The sequence below is a fragment of the Enterocloster lavalensis genome (genome assembly GCF_046603895.1).
Classification (GTDB): Bacteria; Bacillota; Clostridia; order Lachnospirales; family Lachnospiraceae; genus Enterocloster; species Enterocloster lavalensis.
In genome coordinates this window covers 3,884,473-3,905,384 of sequence record NZ_CP176637.1, presented here as the reverse complement: position 1 = coordinate 3,905,384, position 20,912 = coordinate 3,884,473, and the positions used below count along the sequence as shown (strand labels likewise).

The window sequence follows — 20,912 nt, the reverse complement described above, 5'->3', positions numbered from 1 at the left end:
GGGCACTGCAGGCGTGGTGACAGACACCGGGAGCGCGGTGGTATACACTCGGCGGCACCCCCAGGCTACCGCAGCAAAAGCCCCCCAAGTGCCCACAGCGCAGCCAGATGGACCGGGTAAAACCAGTAGTAGAACAGCTTGTGGCGGATCGTTCCCCGGCGGCCATTGTACAGGCAGATCAGCAATCCGGCCGCCGCCACCCCGATCAGGACTTCAAACGGCATGGTCATGAGACCGAACAGCAGCACTGTCAGAAACAGAAGCATCCGGCTGTCCCGCGCCAGATACAGGATCAGAATCAACACCGTGCCTGCCCAGCCGTAATCCACCCGCAAAATCTGTCCAACCGCTCCCGCCGCCAGCATCACCGCTCCCCATGCAAACATACGGACCTCCCCGTCGAGCCGTTCCGCCTTGCGCATAAACCGCAGCCCCACCAGACCGATGGCCAGGGTCCAATAAATATTTTGGACCTCAGGCTCAAACAATGTCCCCGTGACGGCCACGTCAAAGGGAATCTCTGAGATCAGCGCGAACAGAATCAGATTCCGCAGATAAACCCCGTAATGCCTGGTGTGCAGAAAGCCCTGAACCAGCAGGAAGCAGTACACCGGAAAGGCAATCCGGCCGAAGATCCGCAGCCCCAGTATCACCCGCATCAGAAGTCCATAAACCGCCGGATCCACAGGCAGGGCCGCCCAGGCGTGATCCATCCGATACAGCAGTCCGTTTTCCAGAAACACCACCGCAAAATGGTCCGCAAACATGGAAATAACCGCAAACCGCTTAAGCGCCGCTCCGCTGAGCCCTCTCCCCGTCCATTTTCCGGCTTTGACCGGCACCTCTCTCCCCATCACTTCCCAGCTCCCTTCCTGTCCCTCATCTGTACTTCAGTTTAATACCTGATGCGCCATCCGTCAATCCGCAGACAGCCGGTCGTTCCACATGCCGCCCTGCCCGTACGCAGTGGCCCACCGGCCCATTTCTGCCTCCCGCCATCGTCCCCAATCCGTTTTTACTCACACGAAAACAGGTATCGATTCAGATTTCTCTTCCTCGATACCTGTTTCCTCTTCTGTTCTTACTCTGTTCATCTGGTTTTCCATTTACAGATATTGTCTGATTGATTTTCACCTTTTTGTGATCAAATTTCGTCTTTATAATACTTTCTCGTCATATTATAAATCCGTTTCCGTTCCTGATCATTACTTCGGTTTTTGAAAATGAATGAGTACAATTCTGGATTTGGTTTCCTGTTATGAACATTTCCTTGAACAGATTTCCTATGCTTTGTTTTTATTATAATTCTTCAATTATAATAAAAACGAAAGTCCTCTTTTGTACCTCCTTTTTTTATTTTCACTTCTTTTGTTAGTTATAGTATACGGGTTATCCCGCATTTTGTCAATACTTTTCTTTTATAAAATCAATATTTTTAGTTTTATAATCAAAATATTGTGAATATTCTGATTATTTATGTGCAGTTTCATATCCACTCAACGCCTCAAAAATCAGCTGGCCCACCACTGCGCCCCCGTCGGGATTTCCCAGGCATTTCTCGCCATAGTACGCCGCCCGCCCGTGGACCGGCTTCATCTGCTTTGTGGCTTCAGCACCCGTGGCGGCCGCCTTCGTCGCCGCTTCCAGGGGACAGGCTCCTGTTCCCAGCGCCGCTGCGTATGCTTCCACCGCCGGGCACAGTGAATCCAGAATCGTCCGCTCCCCCGGTTTGGAACCGGCTTTCTCCATAATCTTGTCCACACCGGCCTTCAGAGCGGCGGCGATCTGCTCCCCTCCGGCCTCCCGGGTTCCCTTCAGAGCTTTCGCCATGCCGGTCAGACCGAAGGAGAGAATCGTTCCCAAACTGGACGGAGCGGCCTCGTTAAACGCGTTTCCCGCCTTCATGAGCAATTTCCCTAAGTCCTTCTCCTCGGAAATCTCCAGCAGCATATCCACGGCCTTAAACCCCTCGCTCATGGAAATCCCCAAATCCCCGTCCCCATTAAGTTGGTCCAGCCTGGTCAGATACTCCTTGTTTTCCTCGATTTTGCCGGCGACCGCGCCCATCGCGCCCGCCAATCCCTGTGCATCCATCATCCGGCCCTCCTGTCCGTATTTACTTATTATAGTTGGTGTAGAACGGCGAACGCGCCGTCTGGCTGAGCAGGCCCTTCAGCTCCCCGTCCAGCTTCATGATCGTGAGAGACAGACCGGCCATCTCCATGGAGGTGGCATATTCGCCGATGTGCGGCATAAAGATACTGACCCCCATCTGCGTCAGCAGGGCATGGACCCGGCGGTACACGATCAGCTGCTCCTCCAGCGGCGTGGCCCCCAGCCCGTTTACCATCACCGAAACCTCATCCCCGCTTTCCAAGGGCATGTCCTCCGTAATCTTCTGAACCAGTGTCTCCGCCACCTGATCCGCGGTCATCATTTTGCGGACCTCCAGGCCGGGCTCCCCGTGGATGCCCATACCGATCTCGATCTCGTCCTCCGCAATGGAGAAGGTCGGTTCCCCCACCTGCGGTACGGTGCAGGAGGACAGGGCCACGCCCATGGTGCGGATATTTTCCAGAGCGTGCCGGGCTGCGGCCGCCACCTCCTCCAACGTTTTGCCGTTCTCCGCCGCAGCACCCGCCACCTTGAAGGCGTACACCATGCCTGCCACGCCCCTGCGCCGGTCCTTCTCACAGGCAGGCGCGCTGGCCACGTCGTCCTTCACCAGCACCATCTCCGTGCGGATGTCGTCTTCCATGTCCACGGTCTCGCAGGCCAGCTCAAAATTCATCCGGTCCCCGCCGTAATTACCGAACAGTACCAAAACACCGTTCCCCCGGTCACAGGCCCGGATCATATCCGCCATCTTGGCAGCCGACGGTGAAGCGAACACATTACCCACCGTGCACCCATCCAGCAACCCCTGCCCCACATACCCCAGAAACACCGGCAGATGGCCGGAACCCCCGGCCGTCACAATCCCCACCTTGCCCGGGCGCGTCTCGTAATTGCTGAGCAGAATGCGGTAGTCGCCGTTCAGCAGTCTGACCTTGTCGCCGTAGGCGGCGATGATGCCTTCCATGGTTTCTTTGACGAAATGTTCCGGTTGGTTCATTAATTTCTTCATATTGACTCCCCACTCTCCTGATTCATTTTACCTTTTGAGGTGTGTTTTCCCAAATAAGCCTCTGCAATTCTCGGATCATCGCGCAAATCTGCGGAAGGCCCGCTCATCTTGATCTTCCCTTGCTCAATTACATATGTGTTATCGGATATTTTCATGGCAAGCCTTGCATTTTGCTCGTTTAGTAAAATAGTGATACCGGTCTTATTAATCTCCACAATCTTCTCAAACATTTCTCCGACCAGCAAAGGCGAAAGCCCCATGGACGGCTCATCCAGCAACAAAACCTTTGGCCGTGCCATCAGCGCCCGGCCTATGGCGAGCATCTGCTGCTCGCCGCCGCTCATACTCCACGCCAACTGTTTGCGCCGCTCCTTCAACCGTGGAAACAGATCATAGACAACCTCCAATTCGTGGGCATAGGACTGTTTTCCAAAATAACCATGCCACACAACCGTTCCGGTTTGAAGGTTCTCCTCCACTGACAATCCAGGAAATACATGCCTGCCTTCAGGCACCTGTATAATACCCATTCTGGCGATCTGACGGGGATTTTTCCGTACAATATTGGTATCCCCGTTCACCATTATGGATCCTCTGTGAGCAATCGTACCGGAAATCGAATTCATCAGCGTACTTTTACCGGCACCGTTACTGCCGATCAGACAGGTGATCTTTCCCTTTTCGACCATCAGTTCAATCCCTTTGAGGGCTTCGATCGGTCCATAGTAAGCATGCAAATCTTCTATTTTAATCATCAAAGTCCCTCCCCAAATAAGCCTCCAATACCAACGGATTCACGGCAATCTCTTCCGGAAGTCCCCTGGCCAAAATTTCTCCGAATACCAGTACATCAATGTTCTCACAGCTGCTCATAACGAGATCCATCTGATGCTCAATCAAAAGAACACCCACATTACGCTTTTTAGCCGCAAACATCAAAAGATCCCGAGCTTGCTTAATTTCCTGTGTCGTCAATCCGGCCGCAGGTTCGTCCACCAGCATAACCTTTGGATGACCCAACATGGATCGTACAATTTCCAGAATTTTCCTCTGGCCAAACGGAATCGCCGTTATATCCTCATCCCAGTCAAATGTAAATCCAGCCAGCTCCATCAGCTCATCCAGTTCATGAAGGAAGTCACTGCCTTGGCTTCCGCTAAAACTTTTCCAATATCCCAGCTGGTCGTGCAGATCCACTCCGAGCATAAGATTATCCCGAATATTGGAACGGTATAAGAACCTGGGGGTCTGAAATGTCCGCCCGATTCCGCTTCTGGCCCTTATATGGGACGGCACCTTTGTGATTTCCACCCCATTAAAATAAATCCGCCCCTGATCCACATCGTAAATCCCGCTGATCAGATTCATCATCGTGCTTTTTCCCGCGCCGTTGGGGCCGATCAACCCATGAATTTCTCCCGGCATAACCTGAAGATCCACATTCTTTGCCGTCACAACTCCGCCAAAACTTTTATACACGCCTTCTAACTGCAATATCGCTTCGCCCATAATTTCCTCCTCAGATCTCCGGCTGTTTTAGCTTCCGTTTCCTTCTCATATTCTTCAGAAAATCGGAAACCGCTCCGCCTATTCCCATGGGCATAAATATCATCATGATAATCACTGCAATACCGTAGATAAACATCAGATATTTATCCAGCCCCCGCAGCACTTCCGGGAGGAACGTAACGATCAGAGCGCCCACAAAAATTCCAGGTGTGCTATTGATTCCGCCCAGCATTGACATGATCACAATGGTTGTACTTTTTGCAAAGCTAAACTGATCACCCGATATAAAGCGGTTATGCTGGGCAAGCAGCGAGCCGGAGAGACCCGCAAATGCCCCGGCAATCACAAATGCGATCACCCTGGTCCGATAGATATCAACTCCCAGTGTTTGCGCCGCTATCTCATTGTCGCGTATGGAGGCCAAAGAACGCCCCAGACTTGTCCTGCGAATCCGTTCCACAAGCCCGGCAATAATCAACACACAGATCAAAAGCAGAAAATACCACTTTTTGTAGCTGTCAAAGATAAATCCCCCCACAGACAAGGTACGGATTTCCGGAATTCCTTTGGGACCGCCGAATGCCGGCTCATAGTTTAAAAACAATGTATATAAAACCTGGACGAATCCCAGCGTAGCAAACGTACAAAATGAATTTTTCAATCGCAGGAACAATGCGCCTGTAGCCAATGCGATCAGAGCCGTCAGAAAAACTGAGACCACAATGGAAACGGTTCCTGGCAGCGTAAATCCCAATCGGCCGGAACACAGATTGGCGGTGAGATACGCGCCAATCCCCATAAAAGCCACCCCAGAAAATACCAGCTGTCCACACATTCCCAACATGATAGACAACCCATATGCTGTTATCATATTAATCAACGCCATATTCACAACCAACACGGTATAATTGTTCATTCTGAATGTGACAATCAGCGAAAACAATATCAGTGCTCCAAACATTACCCAAACCTTTGGATCGAAGCGTTTCTCCAAATTCATCCTCGTTTTTCCCATAGCATGCTCCTCCTATGCCTTATCGGCTACCTTATTGATAATCAGTCCCTGAGGTCTGAAGATAAGGAAAATAATCAAAATCAGAAATACAAATGCATCTTTGTAAGAGGAGAATTTTACTGTGGCAAAGGACTCGACTGTTCCTACCAACAAACACCCGATAATCGCTCCTTTAATACTGCCAAAGCCCCCGATCACAGTTCCTGCAAACGCCCTCAGCTGGAGGGCGGAAAGGGATGTGGTAACCGTATACACCGGCGCAACCATATAACCGCCTATGGAGACCAGAACAGTAACCAGCATATATGTAACCGCCGTAGTCATAAATGTGGATATCCCCATCAGTTCTGCCGCCGGCTTGTCCTGTGCCGCAGCCTGCATCATAATACCGATATACGACTTCTCGAATAGAAGGTAAATCAAGGACATTACCACCACAGCAACCACAATAATCAGCAAAAACTGCGCCTGCAGCCTTGTACCGAATATGTTAATCGTAAGTGCTTTTCCCTTGGAGTTTTTAAGCAGCGGAGAGATAGTACGCGGCCAGGAACCAAACACAATCATCGTTCCTTCAGAAAGCACCAGTGATGCCCCCATGGTCGCGATAATCGGCGCCACCGGGTATGATGCTTTTCTGAGGGGCCAATAGGTCGACAACATGAACACCAGACCCAGAAGTGCGTAAAATATTAACGACAACGGAGCTGCAATATAAAACGGGAGCTGGAAATCCATAAACAACACGCAGGCAATGTACGCGCCAACCATTAAAAGGTCACCCTGTGCGAAGTTCAACACTCCCACTGCCCGGATTAAAAGGATCAGTCCCATTGCGATCATCGCATAGATCATACCCATGGATAATCCGTTTACCAACAAAGAAAAGAAAACACTAAATGTCACTTTGACACCCCCATTTTCATCGAAGAAGCCTCTCCAAGGCGGACTGGCGTCCAAAAACACCGGTCCGCCTCTTAACCACAGGCTTGCTCTCGTATTTTAGCGGAACGTCACCTTTCTAATCGGTGTTGCTGCTCCGTCAATGGTTTCGCACAGCATAATATACGTTGACATCACATGGAACGTATCACCGTAAATCTTGTAGTAGTTATTTGCTCCCTGTACATCCGTGGAATTCATGGCTTCATTTATTTTTTCACGGTCTTCCGTAGTTCCGGCCTTCTCACATGCAGCCTTGAACAGATATACACAGTCATAGCCCCACGCGGACTGCATAGCACTCTTTGCATCGTAGAGTTCCTCATAACGCTGTTCGAAGGCAACTGCCTCCGCAGGCACATCCAGATTCTGTCCCAGAATATTTGGAGACCAATCCGCTACCGTATACCAACCGTTGGCCGCATCCTTTGCCACCTCGATAAACGGCGCGCTGGCAAAGCTGGAGGAACCAAGCAACGGGATATCACAGCCCGCCGACTGGAGCTGCTGAGCCAGAGCCACATCCCACGCCTCGCTGACGCCCATTACCACCAGTCCATCCACACCGGAGCCAAGAATCTGATTGATAATGGAGCTAAAGTTGGATTCATTTTCCGGAGCTCCGTAAATGTTGCTTTCTGAAACAGGGCTGCCCTTTTCTTCCATTGCCTTTACGAAATTATCCTTTTGGATTGTGGTGGAAGAAGCGGTGGTATAGAGTACCGCCGGGTTTTTCATTCCCAGCTCTCCAATCGACACATCCGCCATGATCGGTCCTGTAAAATCGTCAGTAACGCGAATCTGCCATACATAGTTGTTCTCAGATGCGGAGATATCCGGGTTTGATCCGTTTGCAAAATATGGAACCTTATTTTTTTCAATCTCCGGCAGAACAGCCATACAGTTGGTGGAGAAATAGGAGCCGATAATAGCCGGAACCCCGCTCTCGATCAGTTTGATCGTCGCATTGATTGCGATCGACTGGTCAGTTCCCTCATCCTGTACATCCAGTACCAGTTCTTTGCCTAAAATTCCACCGGCAGCGTTTATCTCGTCCACCGCCATCTTCATACCATTCACATAATACTCACCCGTCAGCTGGTTGGGGCCGGTCAGTGGGGCCGTAGCCCCTAATACCACTTGTCCATCAAACCCTCCCTCTGCCGAAGAGGGCTCGGTGCTCGCCTCGCTTTGGGCAGCAGTATCTGCAGTTGTGCCGGACTGCTCCGGCTTGGAGCTCTGCCCTGATCCACCGCCGCACCCGGCAAGCAGTGATGCGGAAAGGCAAATGGGTAACAATGTCGCGATTAATTTTTTCATGAATTCTCCTCCTTTTTTCTTATGGTTTTAACATTACTTTACATGCACTGGGATCATTGCAGGCTACATCGAACGCCTTCACTGCATCCTTTAGATCGAATACATGGGAAATCAGGGGATCGATCTGCACCAGTCCATTGGCCACATTTTGAAGTGTCTTTTCAATCCACCACAGCCGGTCCAGCTTAATACGGTGCATCAGCGCCAGTGTGCGGATATCAAAACCGTCATTATGCCAACGATTGATGAATAACTTTGCGGGTTCCAGCACCCAGCTGTAAAGTCCCATGATTCCACCATGTTTGAGCACGTCACTGCAGAGTTGAATTGCCGTATCATTGCCTGCAACCTCAATTACCACATCAGCTCCCTGATTGTTTGTTTCTTCCAGAACTTTAGCAACCACATCGTCCTTATCAGGGTTCAAAACAATATCCGCACCCATTTTTTTTGCGAGCTCTAATTTTCCATCTACGATGTCCACGCAGATAACTTTAGCGGCTCCCATACGCTTTACAACCTGAGTAATCACCTGGCCGGCAAACCCTACTCCGACAACCACTACCGTGTCCCCAAGCTCTACTCCTGACTGCATTCCCGCATAAATTGCGCAGGCAGTGGGCTCACCCAAAGATGCCGCCTCCATACTCATTCCTCCCGGAACCTTCACCACTCCGTAACCGTTGGACACTACCGGAGCGACAAAATAATCTGCCATTGTATTGTACCAGCCGAAAGACATTACTTTGTCTCCCACTTTAAAACCTGTCACATTTTTTCCCACTTCCACAATTTCCCCAGCCGCCTCATGTCCCATCTTAAGCGGATAGGAGTGGTGGGCCTCATTATTGCCTGCCACCTGCTCAACCAACACTTCCCTGGGCATTTTACCCTCGGAATAGTTCTTATCCGTACCGCAGATGGAAGACATATAAGTCTTTACCAGAACCTCGTTGTCCCCCGGCCGGATGTCACACTCCTCCAGAACAACTTCATTTGGCCTTTTTGTCACCACTACTCTTGTTTTCATGTTTGCCCTCCTACACATTTTGTTGTGAAGTATTTGACCTTCACCTATTTATAAAGCAATTTCTGTGCCAAAGAATATCTTTGTTTTTATGGGCAAAACTCATCCTGTTTCTCATCTTTTACTCACAAAATGAGAAAAGTAATTTGCATTATGATAATTTTTCTCATAATGCAAATTACATTTCTGAAGCTCTGACTAATTCTTTTTATTCAACCTCCGATACAACGTCGCCAAACTAATCCCCAACTCCTTCGCCGCCCTCTTTTTCCCCTCCGTGGTATCCCCATACCGGGCCAGGGCCTGGCGGATCCGTTGCTGCTCCATCTCCCGCAGACTGATATCCTGCTGCGCCGGTTCCTGAACCCTGGGGCAGTCGTCCGTTTTATTTTCCAAAATCTGGTTTGGAAGGCAGTTTACTCCCATAACGCCGGAGGGCGAGTCGGCGCTCATGGAGATCATGTACTGGACCACGTTCTCCAGCTCCCGGATATTCCCCTTCCAGGTGTAGCGGCAGAGACAGTCCATGGCCTCCTGGTCGATGCCCTCCACATCCACCTCGAAAAAAGAGCGGTATTTGTTGATAAAATAGTGGACCAGCAGGGGGATGTCCCCGGGGCGTTCCCGCAGCGGCGGCAGATGGATCTCAAATATGTTCAGCCGGTAATACAGGTCCTCCCGGAATTTCCCCTCCTCCACCATCTGATCCAGATTCCGGTTGGTGGCGGAAATGATGCGGATGTTGAGAGGAATCTGCCGGTTTCCGCCCACCCGCTCCAAACGGCGCTCCTGGAGCACCCGCAGCAGCTTGGCCTGCAAATGGAAGGGCATGTCCCCGATCTCATCCAGGAAAATGGTCCCCGTGTTGGCCAACTCGAATTTCCCGATCTTTCCGCCCTTCTTCGCACCGGTAAACGCGCCCTCGTCGTACCCGAACAGCTCCGACTCCAGAAGCTCCATGGGGATCGCTGCGCAGTTCACCGTGATAAAGGGATTCCCACAGCGGTCCGAGGCGTTGTGGATCGCCCGGGCGAACATCTCCTTGCCGGTGCCTGTCTCCCCGGTCAGCAGAATGTTGGGCATGGTCTTGGCTACCTTCTGGGCGATCTCCCGCAGCCGCTTCATGCGGTCGCTCCTGCCCAGGATATGGTCAAAGGTAATCTGATTTTCCCGGAATGCCTCCCCGGCGATGCGGCTGCCGATGTTCTCGATGGTCTTGAAGTTGAGAATCTTCGCCAGGTCCTCCCGCCCATCCGCCACTTTGTAAAACAGCGCCCCGTAGCTTCCCTCCCCGATCCGGATCTTCTCATACACGTTTACGCTCTCGTCCAATATCATGCTGTGAAATACCGGATCCGGGATCAGATCCAGGATATTCTGTCCCAAAACCTGGTCGTGGTCCATTTTAAACAGCTTCAGAGCCTTGCGGTTGATGTTGCGGATCACATTTTCCGCGTCCAGCAGCACATAGCCGTCGGAAATCTGTTCCAGCACCTGGTTCAACACCTGGTTCTGGTTATCCAGCTTGCGGAGCACCATCTGCTCCCGCCTGCGCACGTCCTCCTCCTTCAGCTTCAGGGCGATCAGCTCGCACATGCTCTGGATAAAATTCAGCAGCCCCCGGTGCTCGTCCTTCACCTTCTCAATGTGTTCCTGCTCGTAACAGATCAACCCCATCACCCCAACGATGCGGTTGTCGTACACAATGGGGCAGTGTATGTAGCCCATCTCCTTACAGTTGTTCCTCTGGTTGCATTTCAGGCAGGCCGGGCTGTTGCGGTCCACTGTGGTGCTGATGGCGTACTCCCCGGACTCGATCACCCGTTTGACGATGCCCCCGTTCTGAGGTATGGGCTTGTACACCGTGCCCGCCACCCGCTCCATATCCCGGTCAATAACCTGAGTGTCGATGCCGATGGCGAAGGTGATCCCCTGTGCAATTCTCTGAATAAACTCCCTGATCTCCATTAAATCAGACATCTTTATCCCCCTCCCCTAATTTTCACAAATTATGAGCATATCTCCTATAGTTTTATCATCATTTTGAGAAATTCACAACCAGGAGGGGCACATACCAGGGAATTTGGAAATAAATTCCTTTTGGGTGATAAGCGGAAATTTCCGCAATCGAATAGGGGCAGCCGAATTGGCTGCCCCATACCTTTTATAATTCACGGTTCCAACACAATTTTAGTGCCCCAGAAGTTCAGCCATATTTCCTCTTTCGAGATATAAATATCCCCCAAGGCAGCCCCCGTGCTGTACGTTCCGTCACTGTATGTGACCTCTATGATCGGGATATCCACGTTGTATACGCGCAAGACTCCCTTTTTTTCTTCCACAACCTTATGTGTTTCCTCCTGAACTCCTTTCAGAAGGGTATCTCTTTCATTTGTACAACGCACGAACGCCGTATATGGGTCCCCATTATACGGATATTCCAGATACATCCGGCAGGGCTGTCTCCCACCATTTGTATGCCCCTCAAAGGTATACTCCTTTGCGATATGAAATCCCAAAGAAGCATTGTCGTCTCCATTCTGCGAGGTTTTATCGCTGTCATCATCGATCCCGCTCACGCGGAGAAAGGTAAGCATAGAAGAACTGGAAAACTCCAGCTTGTTTGGCTGAATCAGTAAACTTGCGTTGAGCATTCGCATAAAGGGATATTCTTTGGAGATATAATCCTGATTCATATATAACGGCACCTGAATCTGTTCAATTTTCAGTCCCCCGGACTCCCGTTCCGACACCGGACATACTCCTTCAAAAACATGATCCTCCCCTGTATCGTGGATATTTTGAATGCGCACAAATGCTTTTGCCGGGTCCCCCTGATAAGGATGCCGCAACGTCATATTACAGTTTCCTTTTTTATTACTGTCATCATATTCCACCCAAAACACTCCGCTGAAATCCCATGTCCCACGTTCTGTTTCCGGATCAAATTCGTTCCATAACAGGTAAGTAAACGCAGGAGCCTTGCCGGAAGGCTGATTAAACGCAGCTAGTACACAGTCGTCGATTGCATATGTATAATACTTCATCTTCACATTCGACTGGTAGTCGCATCTCAATATCTGAAACCCCTCCTGATTGGCAATCACTTGATTGCTGATCTGGTCATTTGTAATGGTATGGCTAAATGCCCGCCTTTCCACAAACATTTTGTTCGTATCAAATGCCTCTTCCAAATACGCCTGACTGGAGTCAAAAATAAAATCATTTATAAGCTCTGCGTCCACCGGCGTGCTGCCCGACGCAATTTTCCCAAAATCCGGACAAGTCCAGCACATAGACCCAGCATCAAAAATAAATTTAGCAGTTATGCTGAATTCAATACTTTTCTCTATGGTTTTTGTATTCATGCAATCGTAATAGCCATTGCGATTCACTGCCAGAATTTGTACCTGAGCCCAATCATGCGCCTGTTCAAGAACGTTTACCTGTTTCACATAAAATGGTTCTGTAAACATAGAGGCAATACGTTCTCCGCTAACAGCGCCGCTGTATACAAACCGTTCCTGATTCTCGTTAAATGGTTCACGCTTTGTCAATTCCCATTGGTTTTTTCCCTGGTATTTGTAAACCACATGTTCAAAAACCGTTCCCTTTAAGGAATCATCCTCCACTTCAATCTGAAACCATCCCTCATAAAGTCCCTTCTCAGTGTTCTGCCTCATCTCTTTTGCGGATATAGCCGTTAATTTATGTGCCTCATACACGGTCTGCATATTGACTCCGACAGGGCCATCCACCTGGTAGGTTATCTCCCGCGTATATCCATATTGGTTCAAGTCCGCTAAAATCTGGCGATTATCCGGTTTTTTATCCCTGGCGGCTATTCCAATCAAAATCGCGATAAAAGAGATACCGGCCAGCACCGCGATCCCCAAAAACCTTCCTTTATGTTTTGCTTCGCGCTTTGTTTCATGGACTGTCTCAACCATCTCCCTGTCTGCTTTTTCACCACAATACGGACAAAAATTAGCATCCTGCGCCAGCTCTTTTCCACATTTTTGGCAAAACATAAGCCCTCCTCTATCCCATTCTCTTGGATGTCCGTAAAAAACCGCCGCAAGCCCCTCACACCCACAGCCTTCCGGCCATATCAGAAGCTTGCGGCGGCTAACCTTTTATCAATACATTTCCGCCTAATACAACATAATCACATTCGTCTTCCGAATCGACACCTCTACCTCCTCCCCTACTTCCAGCAGCGAGTGCTTCTCAAACATCACATCCGAGTTAATATCGATGTCATGGCAGCGCACCGTGTAGCGGACCAGGTTGCCGTGGGACAGGCTGTTGACAATGGTTCCTTTGGCGTAGTACCGGGGAGCGGGGGCGGAAGTCTCGTAGTTGAGCCGCACCACCTCCGGCCGGATGGCCACGTCCGGGGCGTCCGTATCCTCGCCGCACAGCTTCTTAAACTCCGCGGCGGTGAAAATATTATAGCTGCCGATGAATCCCGCGGCGAACCTTGTCCTGGGCGCCGTGTACATTTCCGTGGGCGTGCCGGACTGCTCGATCCGTCCGTCGTGGAACAGGTGGATCTCGTCGGACATGACCATGGCCTCGTCCTGGTCGTGGGTCACGAAAATGGTGGTCATATTGAATTCCTTCTGGATTCTGCGGATCTCGATCTGCAGGCTGTGGCGCAGCTTGGCGTCGATGGCGCTGAGCGGCTCGTCGAGGAGCAGCACCTTGGGCCCGGTCACAATGGCTCTGGCCAATGCCACGCGCTGCTGCTGGCCGCCGGAGAGCTGGGCCGGATACTGGTCGATCTTCTCCTCCAGACCCACCACCTTCAGCATTTCCTTCACCTTGCGCTCCACCTCGTCCTTGGGGCTCTTCTGCATGTTCAGGCCGAAGGCCACGTTCTGGTACACGCTCATGTTGGGGAACAGGCTGTACTGCTGGAATACCATTCCGATATTCCGGTTTCTGGGCGTCACATCCGTGATGTCCTTTCCGTCCACATACACCTTGCCGGTGGTCACTTCCTCCAGCCCCGCCAGACAGCGGAGCAATGTGCTCTTGCCGCAGCCGGAGGGCCCCAGCAGGGTGGCCATGTGGCCCTTCTCCACCCCCATGGTGATCCCTTTCAACACTTCGTTGTTGCCGAAGCTCTTATGTACATCCTCAAACTGTATATATCCCATACGCTTCTACTCCTTTACCTTCCGGCTCCGTTTGGCCGAGTCTCTCTTCTGCAAATGCAAAACCAGCAGCGTGATCAGGAAAGTGGTGATCATGATGATCACGAACACCGCGCTTGCCTTTGTGCTGGAGTGCTTCATCTCCAGGAATAAGTAAACCTGCACATTTTTGAAGGATGTCCCCGCAATGTTCCGAACCAGGACATAATCTCCGAAAATGATTCCCACCGCCAAAAGGGAGGATACCGTGATGCCGGAAATAATATTGGGCACCACCACCCGGAAAAAGCCGTAAAGCTTGGTGCAGCCCAGCATCTCCGCCGCCTCCAGAAGCATTTTCATGTTGACCGCCCGCATGCTGTTGCGGATGCCCTGGTAGATGTAGGGGAGAATGATAATGCAGTAGGCCCCCGTCAGCATGATGATCCGGTTGCTGAGGAACGTGGGCGAGCCGGCATACAGGGAAATGATGCTGACCGAAAGGATAACGCCCTGGATCATGTAGGGGATCATGCACAGCAGCTGGACGTATTTCTCCAGTTGCGGAAAATAAATGGTCGTGACAAACAGCGCCAGCAGAACCAAAAGCACCGTCAGCGCGATGGGAATCACGCAGATGATCAGGGTGCGCAGAAGGGACATCAGGAAGTCCTTTTCCGTCAGCAGCTGCACATAATGTATCATTTGAAAATGCTCCGGCAGCAGACTGGTCCATTTTTCAAATGCGGAGTAAACCGCGGTCACAAACAGGGGGATCAGCAGATAAATCATGACCAGCGCAATAAAAATGACCGCAGCTGTATTTTTCTTCTTCATCTTGCCACCCCTTTCCTGCTCCTGTTGGTGATTGCGTTATTGATTAAAATGGCGCATACCATCAGAATCATCATGATTACGGAAAGGGCGCCGCCCATTTCCTTTCTCTGGGTGACGTCGCCCACGAACATACCGGACACATTGATGGGCAGCAGGGCGTAGTTGTTCATCAGCAGGGCGTAAGCCGTGGCGTAGGCGGCCAGGGCGTTGGCGAAGAGCACGCTGACGGTTCCCAAAATGCTGGGAAGCAGGATCGGAACGCCGATTTTATACCAGAACTGTGCGTTTCTGGCTCCCATCAGGGTAGCCGCTTCCTGCCATTCATGGCGGATTCCCTCGAATGCCGGGATCAGAAGCAGCGTGGATAAGGGGATCTGGAAGTACACGTAGATCAGCCGCAGGCCCCCCGATGTGTAAAGGTTGTAATTTGCAAGGGCGTCGATCCCGAAATCCTTGCCGAACTGAACCATCAGGCCGGAATTGCCTAACAGGATCATGTACGCAAATGCCAGGGGCACGCCTGCAAAGTTGGACGTCATGTTCAATACTGTTAAAAATGCATTTTTAATCTTGCTGCCATTTCCCACCTGGTGGACTGCCATTCCCCCGAAAAACGCGATGATGATACCGATGATGGATGACGTTAAGGATATCAGGATACTGTTGATAATGGCCCTCTGGTACAGCGCCTTGGTGAAAATATCCTTGTAGTGCTCCAGCGTGAATCCAAAGGACCCCTCGGGCATGAAGCTGTTGAAAATAATCATGATTAACGGGATCAGTTCAAAGAGGAATGTCACAACTATAAACGGCAGTAATGCCAGCAAGTATATCCTGTTTTTGTTTTTTTTCATACGATCATTCCCATTCCGTCGTTGTGCATCGACTTACAAATCAGGGATATGGCACGGTCTATCCGAATCCCCGTTTTCAGAAGCCGGGAAGCGGAAACTGCTTCCCCTTCCCGGCCGTTTCATTGAATACAATGGGCTGCCTGCAAAGCTGGCGTGCGATTGCTGGAGGCAATGGGCCGCTTGCCGGCGATTGTCCCGTTACTGGCTCATCAGCGGGATGATCTCTTCCTGCCAGGTCTGGGCGATCTTCTCACAAACCTCGGCGTATTTGGCGGGATCGGTCACCGGCACGGAATTCTTGGTCTGCTCCTGGGGAATGGTCTTGTCCTGAATCTCCTGGGGAACCACAAAATCCGTTCTGGTGGGGATTGCGCCCGCGATGGCTAAGTTGGTCTGTCCCTTGTCGCTGAAGATATACTCTCTTGCAAGAGCCGCGGCGTAGGGATGAGGCGCGTATTTGTTGATGATGGAAGCGTATCCGCTCATGATGGAACCGTCGGAGGGCACGCACACGTCAAATTTGTAGTTGGGGGTCTGATCCCGGTAGGTCAGCGCGTTGTAGCTCCAGGTTACGCCCACTTCCACTTCGCCTGCCTGGATTCTCTGTAACAGAATGTCGCCCTGGTCGATCCGTCCGGCTTTTGCCATTTCTTTCCAGAACTCAAAGGCGGGATCCAGATTGTCCATATCGCCGCCGAAGGCATAGGCTGTGGCCAGCACGTTGCCCTGTCCGGTGGCTCCGGTCACCACGTCGCCGATGGTCAGCTTGTAGTCGCCCTTTCTCACATCGTCCCAGCTCTTGGGCGGGTTGGACACCAGGTCCGTGTTGGTGATAAACGTAGTTGCGCCGGTGTAGGCGATCATCCAGTGGCCGTCGGGATCCTTTGCCCAATCCGGCACGCTGTCCCAGTAGCTGGTCTTGTAGGACTGGGTGACACCCTTCTCCTTGGCCTCGGGGCCGAACTTGTGGCCCACGTCGCCGATGTCCTTGGTGGGCGCGTTCTTCTCCGCCTCGAACATGGCGATCTCCTCGCCGGAGCTCATATCCGTGTCGTTGTGCTCGATGCCGTACTCAGCCTCGATGCCGTCCCAGGTCCCCTGCCAGTTGGCCCAGGAGCCGGGCATTCCAACGGACTCCAGCTTGCCCTCTTTCTTGGCTTCCTCGATAATCTTATCAAGGGACGCAGCGTTCAAATCCACCGCTTCCGCCTTCTTGCTTCCTCCGCAGGCTGCCAGCTGCAATGCGATTGCCGCACACAGTGAGATTCCAACTGCCTTCTTTAAGCTTTTTTTCATAGACTTCCTCTCCTTTCATTGAGCGCCCTGCGGTACCGGTCCGGGCCTTCACCCGTTCTGTCCCGCAGAAGCTTGTTCCGTTTGCAGAAACTCTGCAAATTCCACTATTCCCTCTCCGGTCACACTGGAGACAAGAAACACCTTTTGGACCCCCGCCAACTCCAACAGCTCTCTGGCCCGGGCCTTTGACGCCTCGTCCGGCGCGAGATCGGTCTTTGTGACAACTCCCACGGCCGGCGCGCCGAACATGGACGCCTGGCCGGGCGAGAAGCTGCACTCCCCGTCCACACAGCTCTGGAGAAATACGATCAAATCCGCATCCACCGCGGTGACCGTAAGTCCCCGCATCAGCCTTCTGTTTTCCGCATATTCTCCCGGCGTGTCGATGGCCTGCCCGATGATCTCCACCGTCTGCGTCTTTTTATACACCAGCGGGTCCCCCACCAGTCTCTGGCAGAGCGTGGTTTTCCCACAGGACACGCGTCCAATCATGATTACCCGTTTCATCATTCCTCACGATCTTGTGATCTCAGTGGGCGTAAATTTAAGGGTGTGTTCCAGAACATCCAGAACCGCTTTCAGCGAAGCTTCCACGCTGGCCACGTCCCCGCAGATCACCAGGGACCCTGAAAACCGGTCCACGAACACCAGGCTGACCTCCGCCGCCTTGACGGCCACGTCCGCGCCGATGATCGCCGCCTCGCTGGGCGTGATGGTGAGAATCCCCAACGCCCCTCTGACGTCCCCCACAACTCCCAGCTTCTTGTAGATATCACCGTCCGGGTTGGCGATCAGATGCGCCATGGTCACCTGCTTGCCGGGAACAAATTCCTGTATAATCCGCTGTTTATTCTGAAATTCCATCCGGTTGCCCTCACATTAAACTCTCAAAAATAGCCCTCCTGGGGTTGGGGATCACAACGCTTGACACCACGATCCCATCCTCGGCCGCCCTGGCAAGCCCGGCCTCCACCGCTGTTTCCACCGAGGCCACTTCCCCGGTCAACACCACAAAGGATTTGCCGCCGATTCCGGTTCCCAGGCGCACGTCCATCAGATCCACCTCGGCCGCCTTCACAGCGGCGTCCGCCCCATATACCGCAGCGGTGATGGTAAAATACTCCATCACGCCCAGGGCGTTCACGTCCACCGGCTCCACCGACATGTTGATGGCCTTTATCACCTGCGGGTGCACCCGGGGAATCACCACCGAATCCACCACAAAATGGCCGCCGGTTTGTTTTCCGGCCTCCAGAGACGACGTCACCGCCGCCACCTCCCCGGAGAAGAGCACCGTGTATTTGCCAGGACAGCCTGCTTTGGCGTACAGCAGGCGGGTATCCGCGGTCTTTAAAATCCGGTCCGCGGCTTCAATCCCCCTGGCAATGCTGTTCAGTTCCAAAAATCCTATGGCTTCCAAGGCCATCACCCCCTCGCCTCAATCACAATATAGTCCGTCACCTTTGTCACCACACCGCCGATACCGGCGTGTATATCAGCCCCCAGCTTTCCCTCCGGGCAGCGGGCGATCAGCTGGCCCTCCCGGACCCGGTCCCCCTCCTGGACCACCGGCTGCGCCGGCGCTCCCATGTTCTGCCGCAGGGAAATCCGCACCGTGGAAGGCGCGGCTTCCGCCAGAGTGTCAATTTCAAAGTCGTAATAGTCCAGCACCCCGGACCTGGCCGCCGCCCGTTTGGTAGGCAGCTTCCGGTTTCTCCGCTCAGGATCGGCTTCCCAGAGGGCCTCACGACGCTCATAGGGGATACCGGCCTTTCTCATCTCGTCCCGGATCAACGCGTTGATCCTGCGGGGCGTCAGCCCCATGGGGCAGGCGTACTGTTCGCAGACCCCGCACTGGCAGCAGATGGCCGCCTGGCGCACCACTGGATCGTCCAGCAGCGACGGGATATCGCCGCCCGCCGCGAACCGCCGCATGATCTTGTGGGGTTCTAGGGGGTGGCCCAGCAGATTCCTGGGGCAGAGCTGGGTGCAGTAGCTGCACTGGATGCAGGCCGCCGAGGCCAGACGTTTCATCCGCCCCACCGGCGTTTTCGACAGGACGCTCAGATAATGGTCCTCGTCCAGCACGATGATGCCCGAGGTGGTCTTGGTCACCGCCGCCTCCCTGGCCTCCTCGTAGCCCATGACCTTTCCCATCATAGGGCCGCCGTCTATAACGCAGTAGCGCTCCTCCTTGCTTCCTCCGGCCAGCCGGATGCACTCCTCAAAAGACGTTCCCACCGGCGCTCTCACGATGGTGGGGCGCTTGACCTCACCGGTCACGGTGATGTATTTCTTCGTCAGGGGAATCCCATCCATGGCGTCGCTGATGGCGTTCATGGTTGCCAGGTTGGACACCACCGCCCCCACGTCCAGGGGGATTCCGGCGGGCGGAACCACCCGCTCCGTCACCTCGTACACCAGAACCTGCTCGTCTCCGGCGGGGTAAAAGCTGTCCAGAGGGAAAAGTTCGATGGGGACGGTTCCTGGCACTGAGGCGCCGCCGCTCTCCGGGTAGTTCCCAGCCGCCGGGCCTCTCCCAGCCGCCAGGCCGCCACTCTCCGGGCCTTCCCCCACCAGCGCCTCCTCCAGGGCCTTCCATTCCTCCGTGTACACGCGCTTCAGCGCGATCACGCAGTGCTTTGCCCCCACCATCCGGGCCACAGCCCCGGCCGCACGGACCACCCGTCCGGCATTGTGGCGCATCAGGTAGCGGTCGGTCCGCAGAAGCGGCTCGCACTCGGCCCCGTTGACGATCAGCCACTCCACCCGGCAATCCAGTTTTTTACCGGTCGGAAACCCGGCGCCTCCCAGGCCTACAACCCCGGCCCGGACAATCTGCTCCAACAATTCCATCCCGCTGCGCCCCCTTTTCGTTTACCATTTCTTTTCCCGTTCCGTCTCCACCGTGTCGATAATACCCACGATGGCCGCATCGATGGGAAGGCTGTCGCTTCCGGCCGCCCGGCGGGCGGTGCTTCCGCTGACCACGATCACGTCCTCGCCGATTCCGGCTCCCACCAGATCTGCGGCCACCAGCTCTTCCTCCGTTACAATCCCGTCCCTGCAGGCTCTCAGCACCATCAGCTTCATGCCTTCCAGCGACGATTCCTTCTTAGTCGCCCAGATATGGCCCACAACCCTGCAAATCTGCATGTCTACCAGCCTCCTCCCAAACGCCGCCCGGCGTCCTCATTACACAAATACCAGATTCCGCCCCGCGTGAAGGAATATATCCTTCGCCGACGGCGTGATAACCGTGCCCTTTCGCACCGCGATGTCGCCCTCGCCGGTTTCCACCAGCTTGCGCGCCAGCGCCTCCGTGATCACGCCGCTCGGCAGGTCGGCCCCGGGCGCCGCGTGTTTCTCATACTTGTCGATCACCGTGGTTCCCTGCACCAGCTTGATTCCGTAGCTCTGCAGCGTTCTCACGTAACCCTCCAGCAGCTGGTAGAAAGCCCGGCTGCCCCTCCCCGCGTGCTTGCGGTGGGTCAGGGCCACGTCGTACAGAAAAATCTCCGTCCCGTGCAAAAGTCCCTCGATCACCGCGCAGGCCGCCGCATCCGAATCCCTGCCCAGGGCAATGTCCGCCAGCTCCATCCTGGTGATCCCGGTGATAAAAATTTTCTCGTAAGGGGTGATATCCCCCTTATAGGTATCCAGACTCCTCAACTGATACTGCCGTCTCACGGCCGGGGGCAGCTTATCCGCCTCGCCGATCACCAGCGCGTCGGGGCAGCAGCTTTTATCTTCCGGCTCTTCCTCGTCCATTCCCAGCATTTTCATCACTTCCCTGGTAATGAACTCAACCATCTGTTCTTTGGTCAAATCCGCCATCCGCTCC

Annotated in this window: 21 protein-coding genes; all 21 read right to left on the bottom strand. The window is 53.2% G+C overall.

The window, feature by feature from the left end; translation table 11 throughout:
* Positions 1–65: 65 nt before the first annotated feature.
* On the bottom strand, positions 66–854 hold the full coding sequence (locus ACK2JC_RS17465; RefSeq protein WP_320938140.1) for a TraX family protein: 789 nt from the start codon (positions 852–854) through the stop codon (positions 66–68).
* A gap of 616 nt (positions 855–1,470) precedes the next feature.
* The gene (locus ACK2JC_RS17460) at positions 1,471–2,097 is read right to left on the bottom strand and encodes a DAK2 domain-containing protein (protein ID WP_320938141.1); all 627 of its coding nucleotides are present in this window, start codon (positions 2,095–2,097) and stop codon (positions 1,471–1,473) included.
* A 19-nt stretch (positions 2,098–2,116) separates the two neighbouring features.
* Positions 2,117–3,127: a dihydroxyacetone kinase subunit DhaK gene (locus ACK2JC_RS17455; RefSeq protein WP_320938142.1), complete on the bottom strand. Its 1,011-nt coding sequence runs from the start codon at positions 3,125–3,127 to the stop codon at positions 2,117–2,119.
* Positions 3,124–3,882 carry an ABC transporter ATP-binding protein gene (locus ACK2JC_RS17450; protein ID WP_107434239.1) on the bottom strand — a complete coding sequence of 253 codons (759 nt, stop codon included), beginning with the start codon at positions 3,880–3,882 and terminating at the stop codon, positions 3,124–3,126. The genes ACK2JC_RS17455 and ACK2JC_RS17450 overlap by 4 nt, the downstream gene beginning before the upstream one ends.
* Positions 3,875–4,636, bottom strand: a complete 762-nt coding sequence (locus ACK2JC_RS17445; protein ID WP_107434238.1) for an ABC transporter ATP-binding protein — start codon at positions 4,634–4,636, stop codon at positions 3,875–3,877. Before ACK2JC_RS17445 ends, ACK2JC_RS17450 begins: the two co-directional genes overlap by 8 nt.
* A gap of 10 nt (positions 4,637–4,646) precedes the next feature.
* On the bottom strand, positions 4,647–5,651 hold the full coding sequence (locus tag ACK2JC_RS17440) for a branched-chain amino acid ABC transporter permease (protein ID WP_320938143.1): 1,005 nt from the start codon (positions 5,649–5,651) through the stop codon (positions 4,647–4,649).
* Between the two features lie 12 nt (positions 5,652–5,663).
* Complete coding sequence (locus ACK2JC_RS17435; protein ID WP_107434236.1) at positions 5,664–6,617, bottom strand: branched-chain amino acid ABC transporter permease; 954 nt, start codon at positions 6,615–6,617, stop codon at positions 5,664–5,666.
* A 36-nt stretch (positions 6,618–6,653) separates the two neighbouring features.
* The gene (locus tag ACK2JC_RS17430) at positions 6,654–7,913 is read right to left on the bottom strand and encodes an ABC transporter substrate-binding protein (protein ID WP_107434235.1); all 1,260 of its coding nucleotides are present in this window, start codon (positions 7,911–7,913) and stop codon (positions 6,654–6,656) included.
* A 19-nt stretch (positions 7,914–7,932) separates the two neighbouring features.
* On the bottom strand, positions 7,933–8,943 hold the full coding sequence (locus ACK2JC_RS17425; RefSeq protein WP_320938144.1) for a zinc-dependent alcohol dehydrogenase: 1,011 nt from the start codon (positions 8,941–8,943) through the stop codon (positions 7,933–7,935).
* A gap of 195 nt (positions 8,944–9,138) precedes the next feature.
* Complete coding sequence (locus ACK2JC_RS17420) at positions 9,139–10,920, bottom strand: sigma-54 interaction domain-containing protein (RefSeq protein WP_411337509.1); 1,782 nt, start codon at positions 10,918–10,920, stop codon at positions 9,139–9,141.
* 191 nt (positions 10,921–11,111) lie between these two features.
* On the bottom strand, positions 11,112–12,971 hold the full coding sequence (locus ACK2JC_RS17415) for a zinc ribbon domain-containing protein (protein WP_320938145.1): 1,860 nt from the start codon (positions 12,969–12,971) through the stop codon (positions 11,112–11,114).
* Positions 12,972–13,094: 123 nt separating this feature from the next.
* Positions 13,095–14,105 (bottom strand): ABC transporter ATP-binding protein, encoded by a 1,011-nt coding sequence (locus ACK2JC_RS17410; RefSeq protein WP_092364045.1) that lies wholly within the window; start codon positions 14,103–14,105, stop codon positions 13,095–13,097.
* Positions 14,106–14,111: 6 nt separating this feature from the next.
* A complete protein-coding gene (locus tag ACK2JC_RS17405; RefSeq protein WP_092364042.1) occupies positions 14,112–14,918 on the bottom strand; it encodes an ABC transporter permease in 807 nt (268 codons plus the stop codon).
* Positions 14,915–15,772 carry an ABC transporter permease gene (locus tag ACK2JC_RS17400; protein ID WP_092364039.1) on the bottom strand — a complete coding sequence of 286 codons (858 nt, stop codon included), beginning with the start codon at positions 15,770–15,772 and terminating at the stop codon, positions 14,915–14,917. The genes ACK2JC_RS17405 and ACK2JC_RS17400 overlap by 4 nt, the downstream gene beginning before the upstream one ends.
* 198 nt (positions 15,773–15,970) lie before the next feature.
* Positions 15,971–17,068 carry an ABC transporter substrate-binding protein gene (locus tag ACK2JC_RS17395; RefSeq protein WP_107434230.1) on the bottom strand — a complete coding sequence of 366 codons (1,098 nt, stop codon included), beginning with the start codon at positions 17,066–17,068 and terminating at the stop codon, positions 15,971–15,973.
* 48 nt (positions 17,069–17,116) lie between these two features.
* Positions 17,117–17,578: a EutP/PduV family microcompartment system protein gene (locus ACK2JC_RS17390; protein WP_227169466.1), complete on the bottom strand. Its 462-nt coding sequence runs from the start codon at positions 17,576–17,578 to the stop codon at positions 17,117–17,119.
* A gap of 3 nt (positions 17,579–17,581) precedes the next feature.
* Complete coding sequence (locus tag ACK2JC_RS17385) at positions 17,582–17,932, bottom strand: BMC domain-containing protein (RefSeq protein ID WP_007706422.1); 351 nt, start codon at positions 17,930–17,932, stop codon at positions 17,582–17,584.
* 10 nt (positions 17,933–17,942) lie between these two features.
* Positions 17,943–18,494 (bottom strand): BMC domain-containing protein, encoded by a 552-nt coding sequence (locus tag ACK2JC_RS17380; protein WP_092364033.1) that lies wholly within the window; start codon positions 18,492–18,494, stop codon positions 17,943–17,945.
* Complete coding sequence (locus ACK2JC_RS17375; RefSeq protein WP_320937279.1) at positions 18,494–19,924, bottom strand: 4Fe-4S dicluster domain-containing protein; 1,431 nt, start codon at positions 19,922–19,924, stop codon at positions 18,494–18,496. The genes ACK2JC_RS17380 and ACK2JC_RS17375 overlap by 1 nt, the downstream gene beginning before the upstream one ends.
* Before the next feature lie 21 nt (positions 19,925–19,945).
* Positions 19,946–20,224 (bottom strand): EutN/CcmL family microcompartment protein, encoded by a 279-nt coding sequence (locus tag ACK2JC_RS17370; protein ID WP_092364026.1) that lies wholly within the window; start codon positions 20,222–20,224, stop codon positions 19,946–19,948.
* Positions 20,225–20,263: 39 nt separating this feature from the next.
* Positions 20,264–20,905 (bottom strand): hypothetical protein, encoded by a 642-nt coding sequence (locus tag ACK2JC_RS17365; protein ID WP_092364024.1) that lies wholly within the window; start codon positions 20,903–20,905, stop codon positions 20,264–20,266.
* Between the last annotated feature and the right edge of the window lie 7 nt (positions 20,906–20,912).

Coding starts and splice junctions, on each gene's coding strand:
- ACK2JC_RS17465 (WP_320938140.1), bottom strand. CDS start 854: ATGGGGAGAGAGGTGCCGGTCAAAGCCGGAAAATGGACGGGGAGAGGG.
- ACK2JC_RS17460 (WP_320938141.1), bottom strand. CDS start 2,097: ATGATGGATGCACAGGGATTGGCGGGCGCGATGGGCGCGGTCGCCGGC.
- ACK2JC_RS17455 (WP_320938142.1), bottom strand. CDS start 3,127: ATGAAGAAATTAATGAACCAACCGGAACATTTCGTCAAAGAAACCATG.
- ACK2JC_RS17450 (WP_107434239.1), bottom strand. CDS start 3,882: ATGATTAAAATAGAAGATTTGCATGCTTACTATGGACCGATCGAAGCC.
- ACK2JC_RS17445 (WP_107434238.1), bottom strand. CDS start 4,636: ATGGGCGAAGCGATATTGCAGTTAGAAGGCGTGTATAAAAGTTTTGGC.
- ACK2JC_RS17440 (WP_320938143.1), bottom strand. CDS start 5,651: ATGGGAAAAACGAGGATGAATTTGGAGAAACGCTTCGATCCAAAGGTT.
- ACK2JC_RS17430 (WP_107434235.1), bottom strand. CDS start 7,913: ATGAAAAAATTAATCGCGACATTGTTACCCATTTGCCTTTCCGCATCA.
- ACK2JC_RS17425 (WP_320938144.1), bottom strand. CDS start 8,943: ATGAAAACAAGAGTAGTGGTGACAAAAAGGCCAAATGAAGTTGTTCTG.
- ACK2JC_RS17420 (WP_411337509.1), bottom strand. CDS start 10,920: ATGTCTGATTTAATGGAGATCAGGGAGTTTATTCAGAGAATTGCACAG.
- ACK2JC_RS17415 (WP_320938145.1), bottom strand. CDS start 12,971: ATGTTTTGCCAAAAATGTGGAAAAGAGCTGGCGCAGGATGCTAATTTT.
- ACK2JC_RS17410 (WP_092364045.1), bottom strand. CDS start 14,105: ATGGGATATATACAGTTTGAGGATGTACATAAGAGCTTCGGCAACAAC.
- ACK2JC_RS17405 (WP_092364042.1), bottom strand. CDS start 14,918: ATGAAGAAGAAAAATACAGCTGCGGTCATTTTTATTGCGCTGGTCATG.
- ACK2JC_RS17400 (WP_092364039.1), bottom strand. CDS start 15,772: ATGAAAAAAAACAAAAACAGGATATACTTGCTGGCATTACTGCCGTTT.
- ACK2JC_RS17395 (WP_107434230.1), bottom strand. CDS start 17,068: ATGAAAAAAAGCTTAAAGAAGGCAGTTGGAATCTCACTGTGTGCGGCA.
- ACK2JC_RS17390 (WP_227169466.1), bottom strand. CDS start 17,578: ATGATGAAACGGGTAATCATGATTGGACGCGTGTCCTGTGGGAAAACC.
- ACK2JC_RS17385 (WP_007706422.1), bottom strand. CDS start 17,932: ATGGAATTTCAGAATAAACAGCGGATTATACAGGAATTTGTTCCCGGC.
- ACK2JC_RS17380 (WP_092364033.1), bottom strand. CDS start 18,494: ATGGCCTTGGAAGCCATAGGATTTTTGGAACTGAACAGCATTGCCAGG.
- ACK2JC_RS17375 (WP_320937279.1), bottom strand. CDS start 19,924: ATGGAATTGTTGGAGCAGATTGTCCGGGCCGGGGTTGTAGGCCTGGGA.
- ACK2JC_RS17370 (WP_092364026.1), bottom strand. CDS start 20,224: ATGCAGATTTGCAGGGTTGTGGGCCATATCTGGGCGACTAAGAAGGAA.
- ACK2JC_RS17365 (WP_092364024.1), bottom strand. CDS start 20,905: ATGGCGGATTTGACCAAAGAACAGATGGTTGAGTTCATTACCAGGGAA.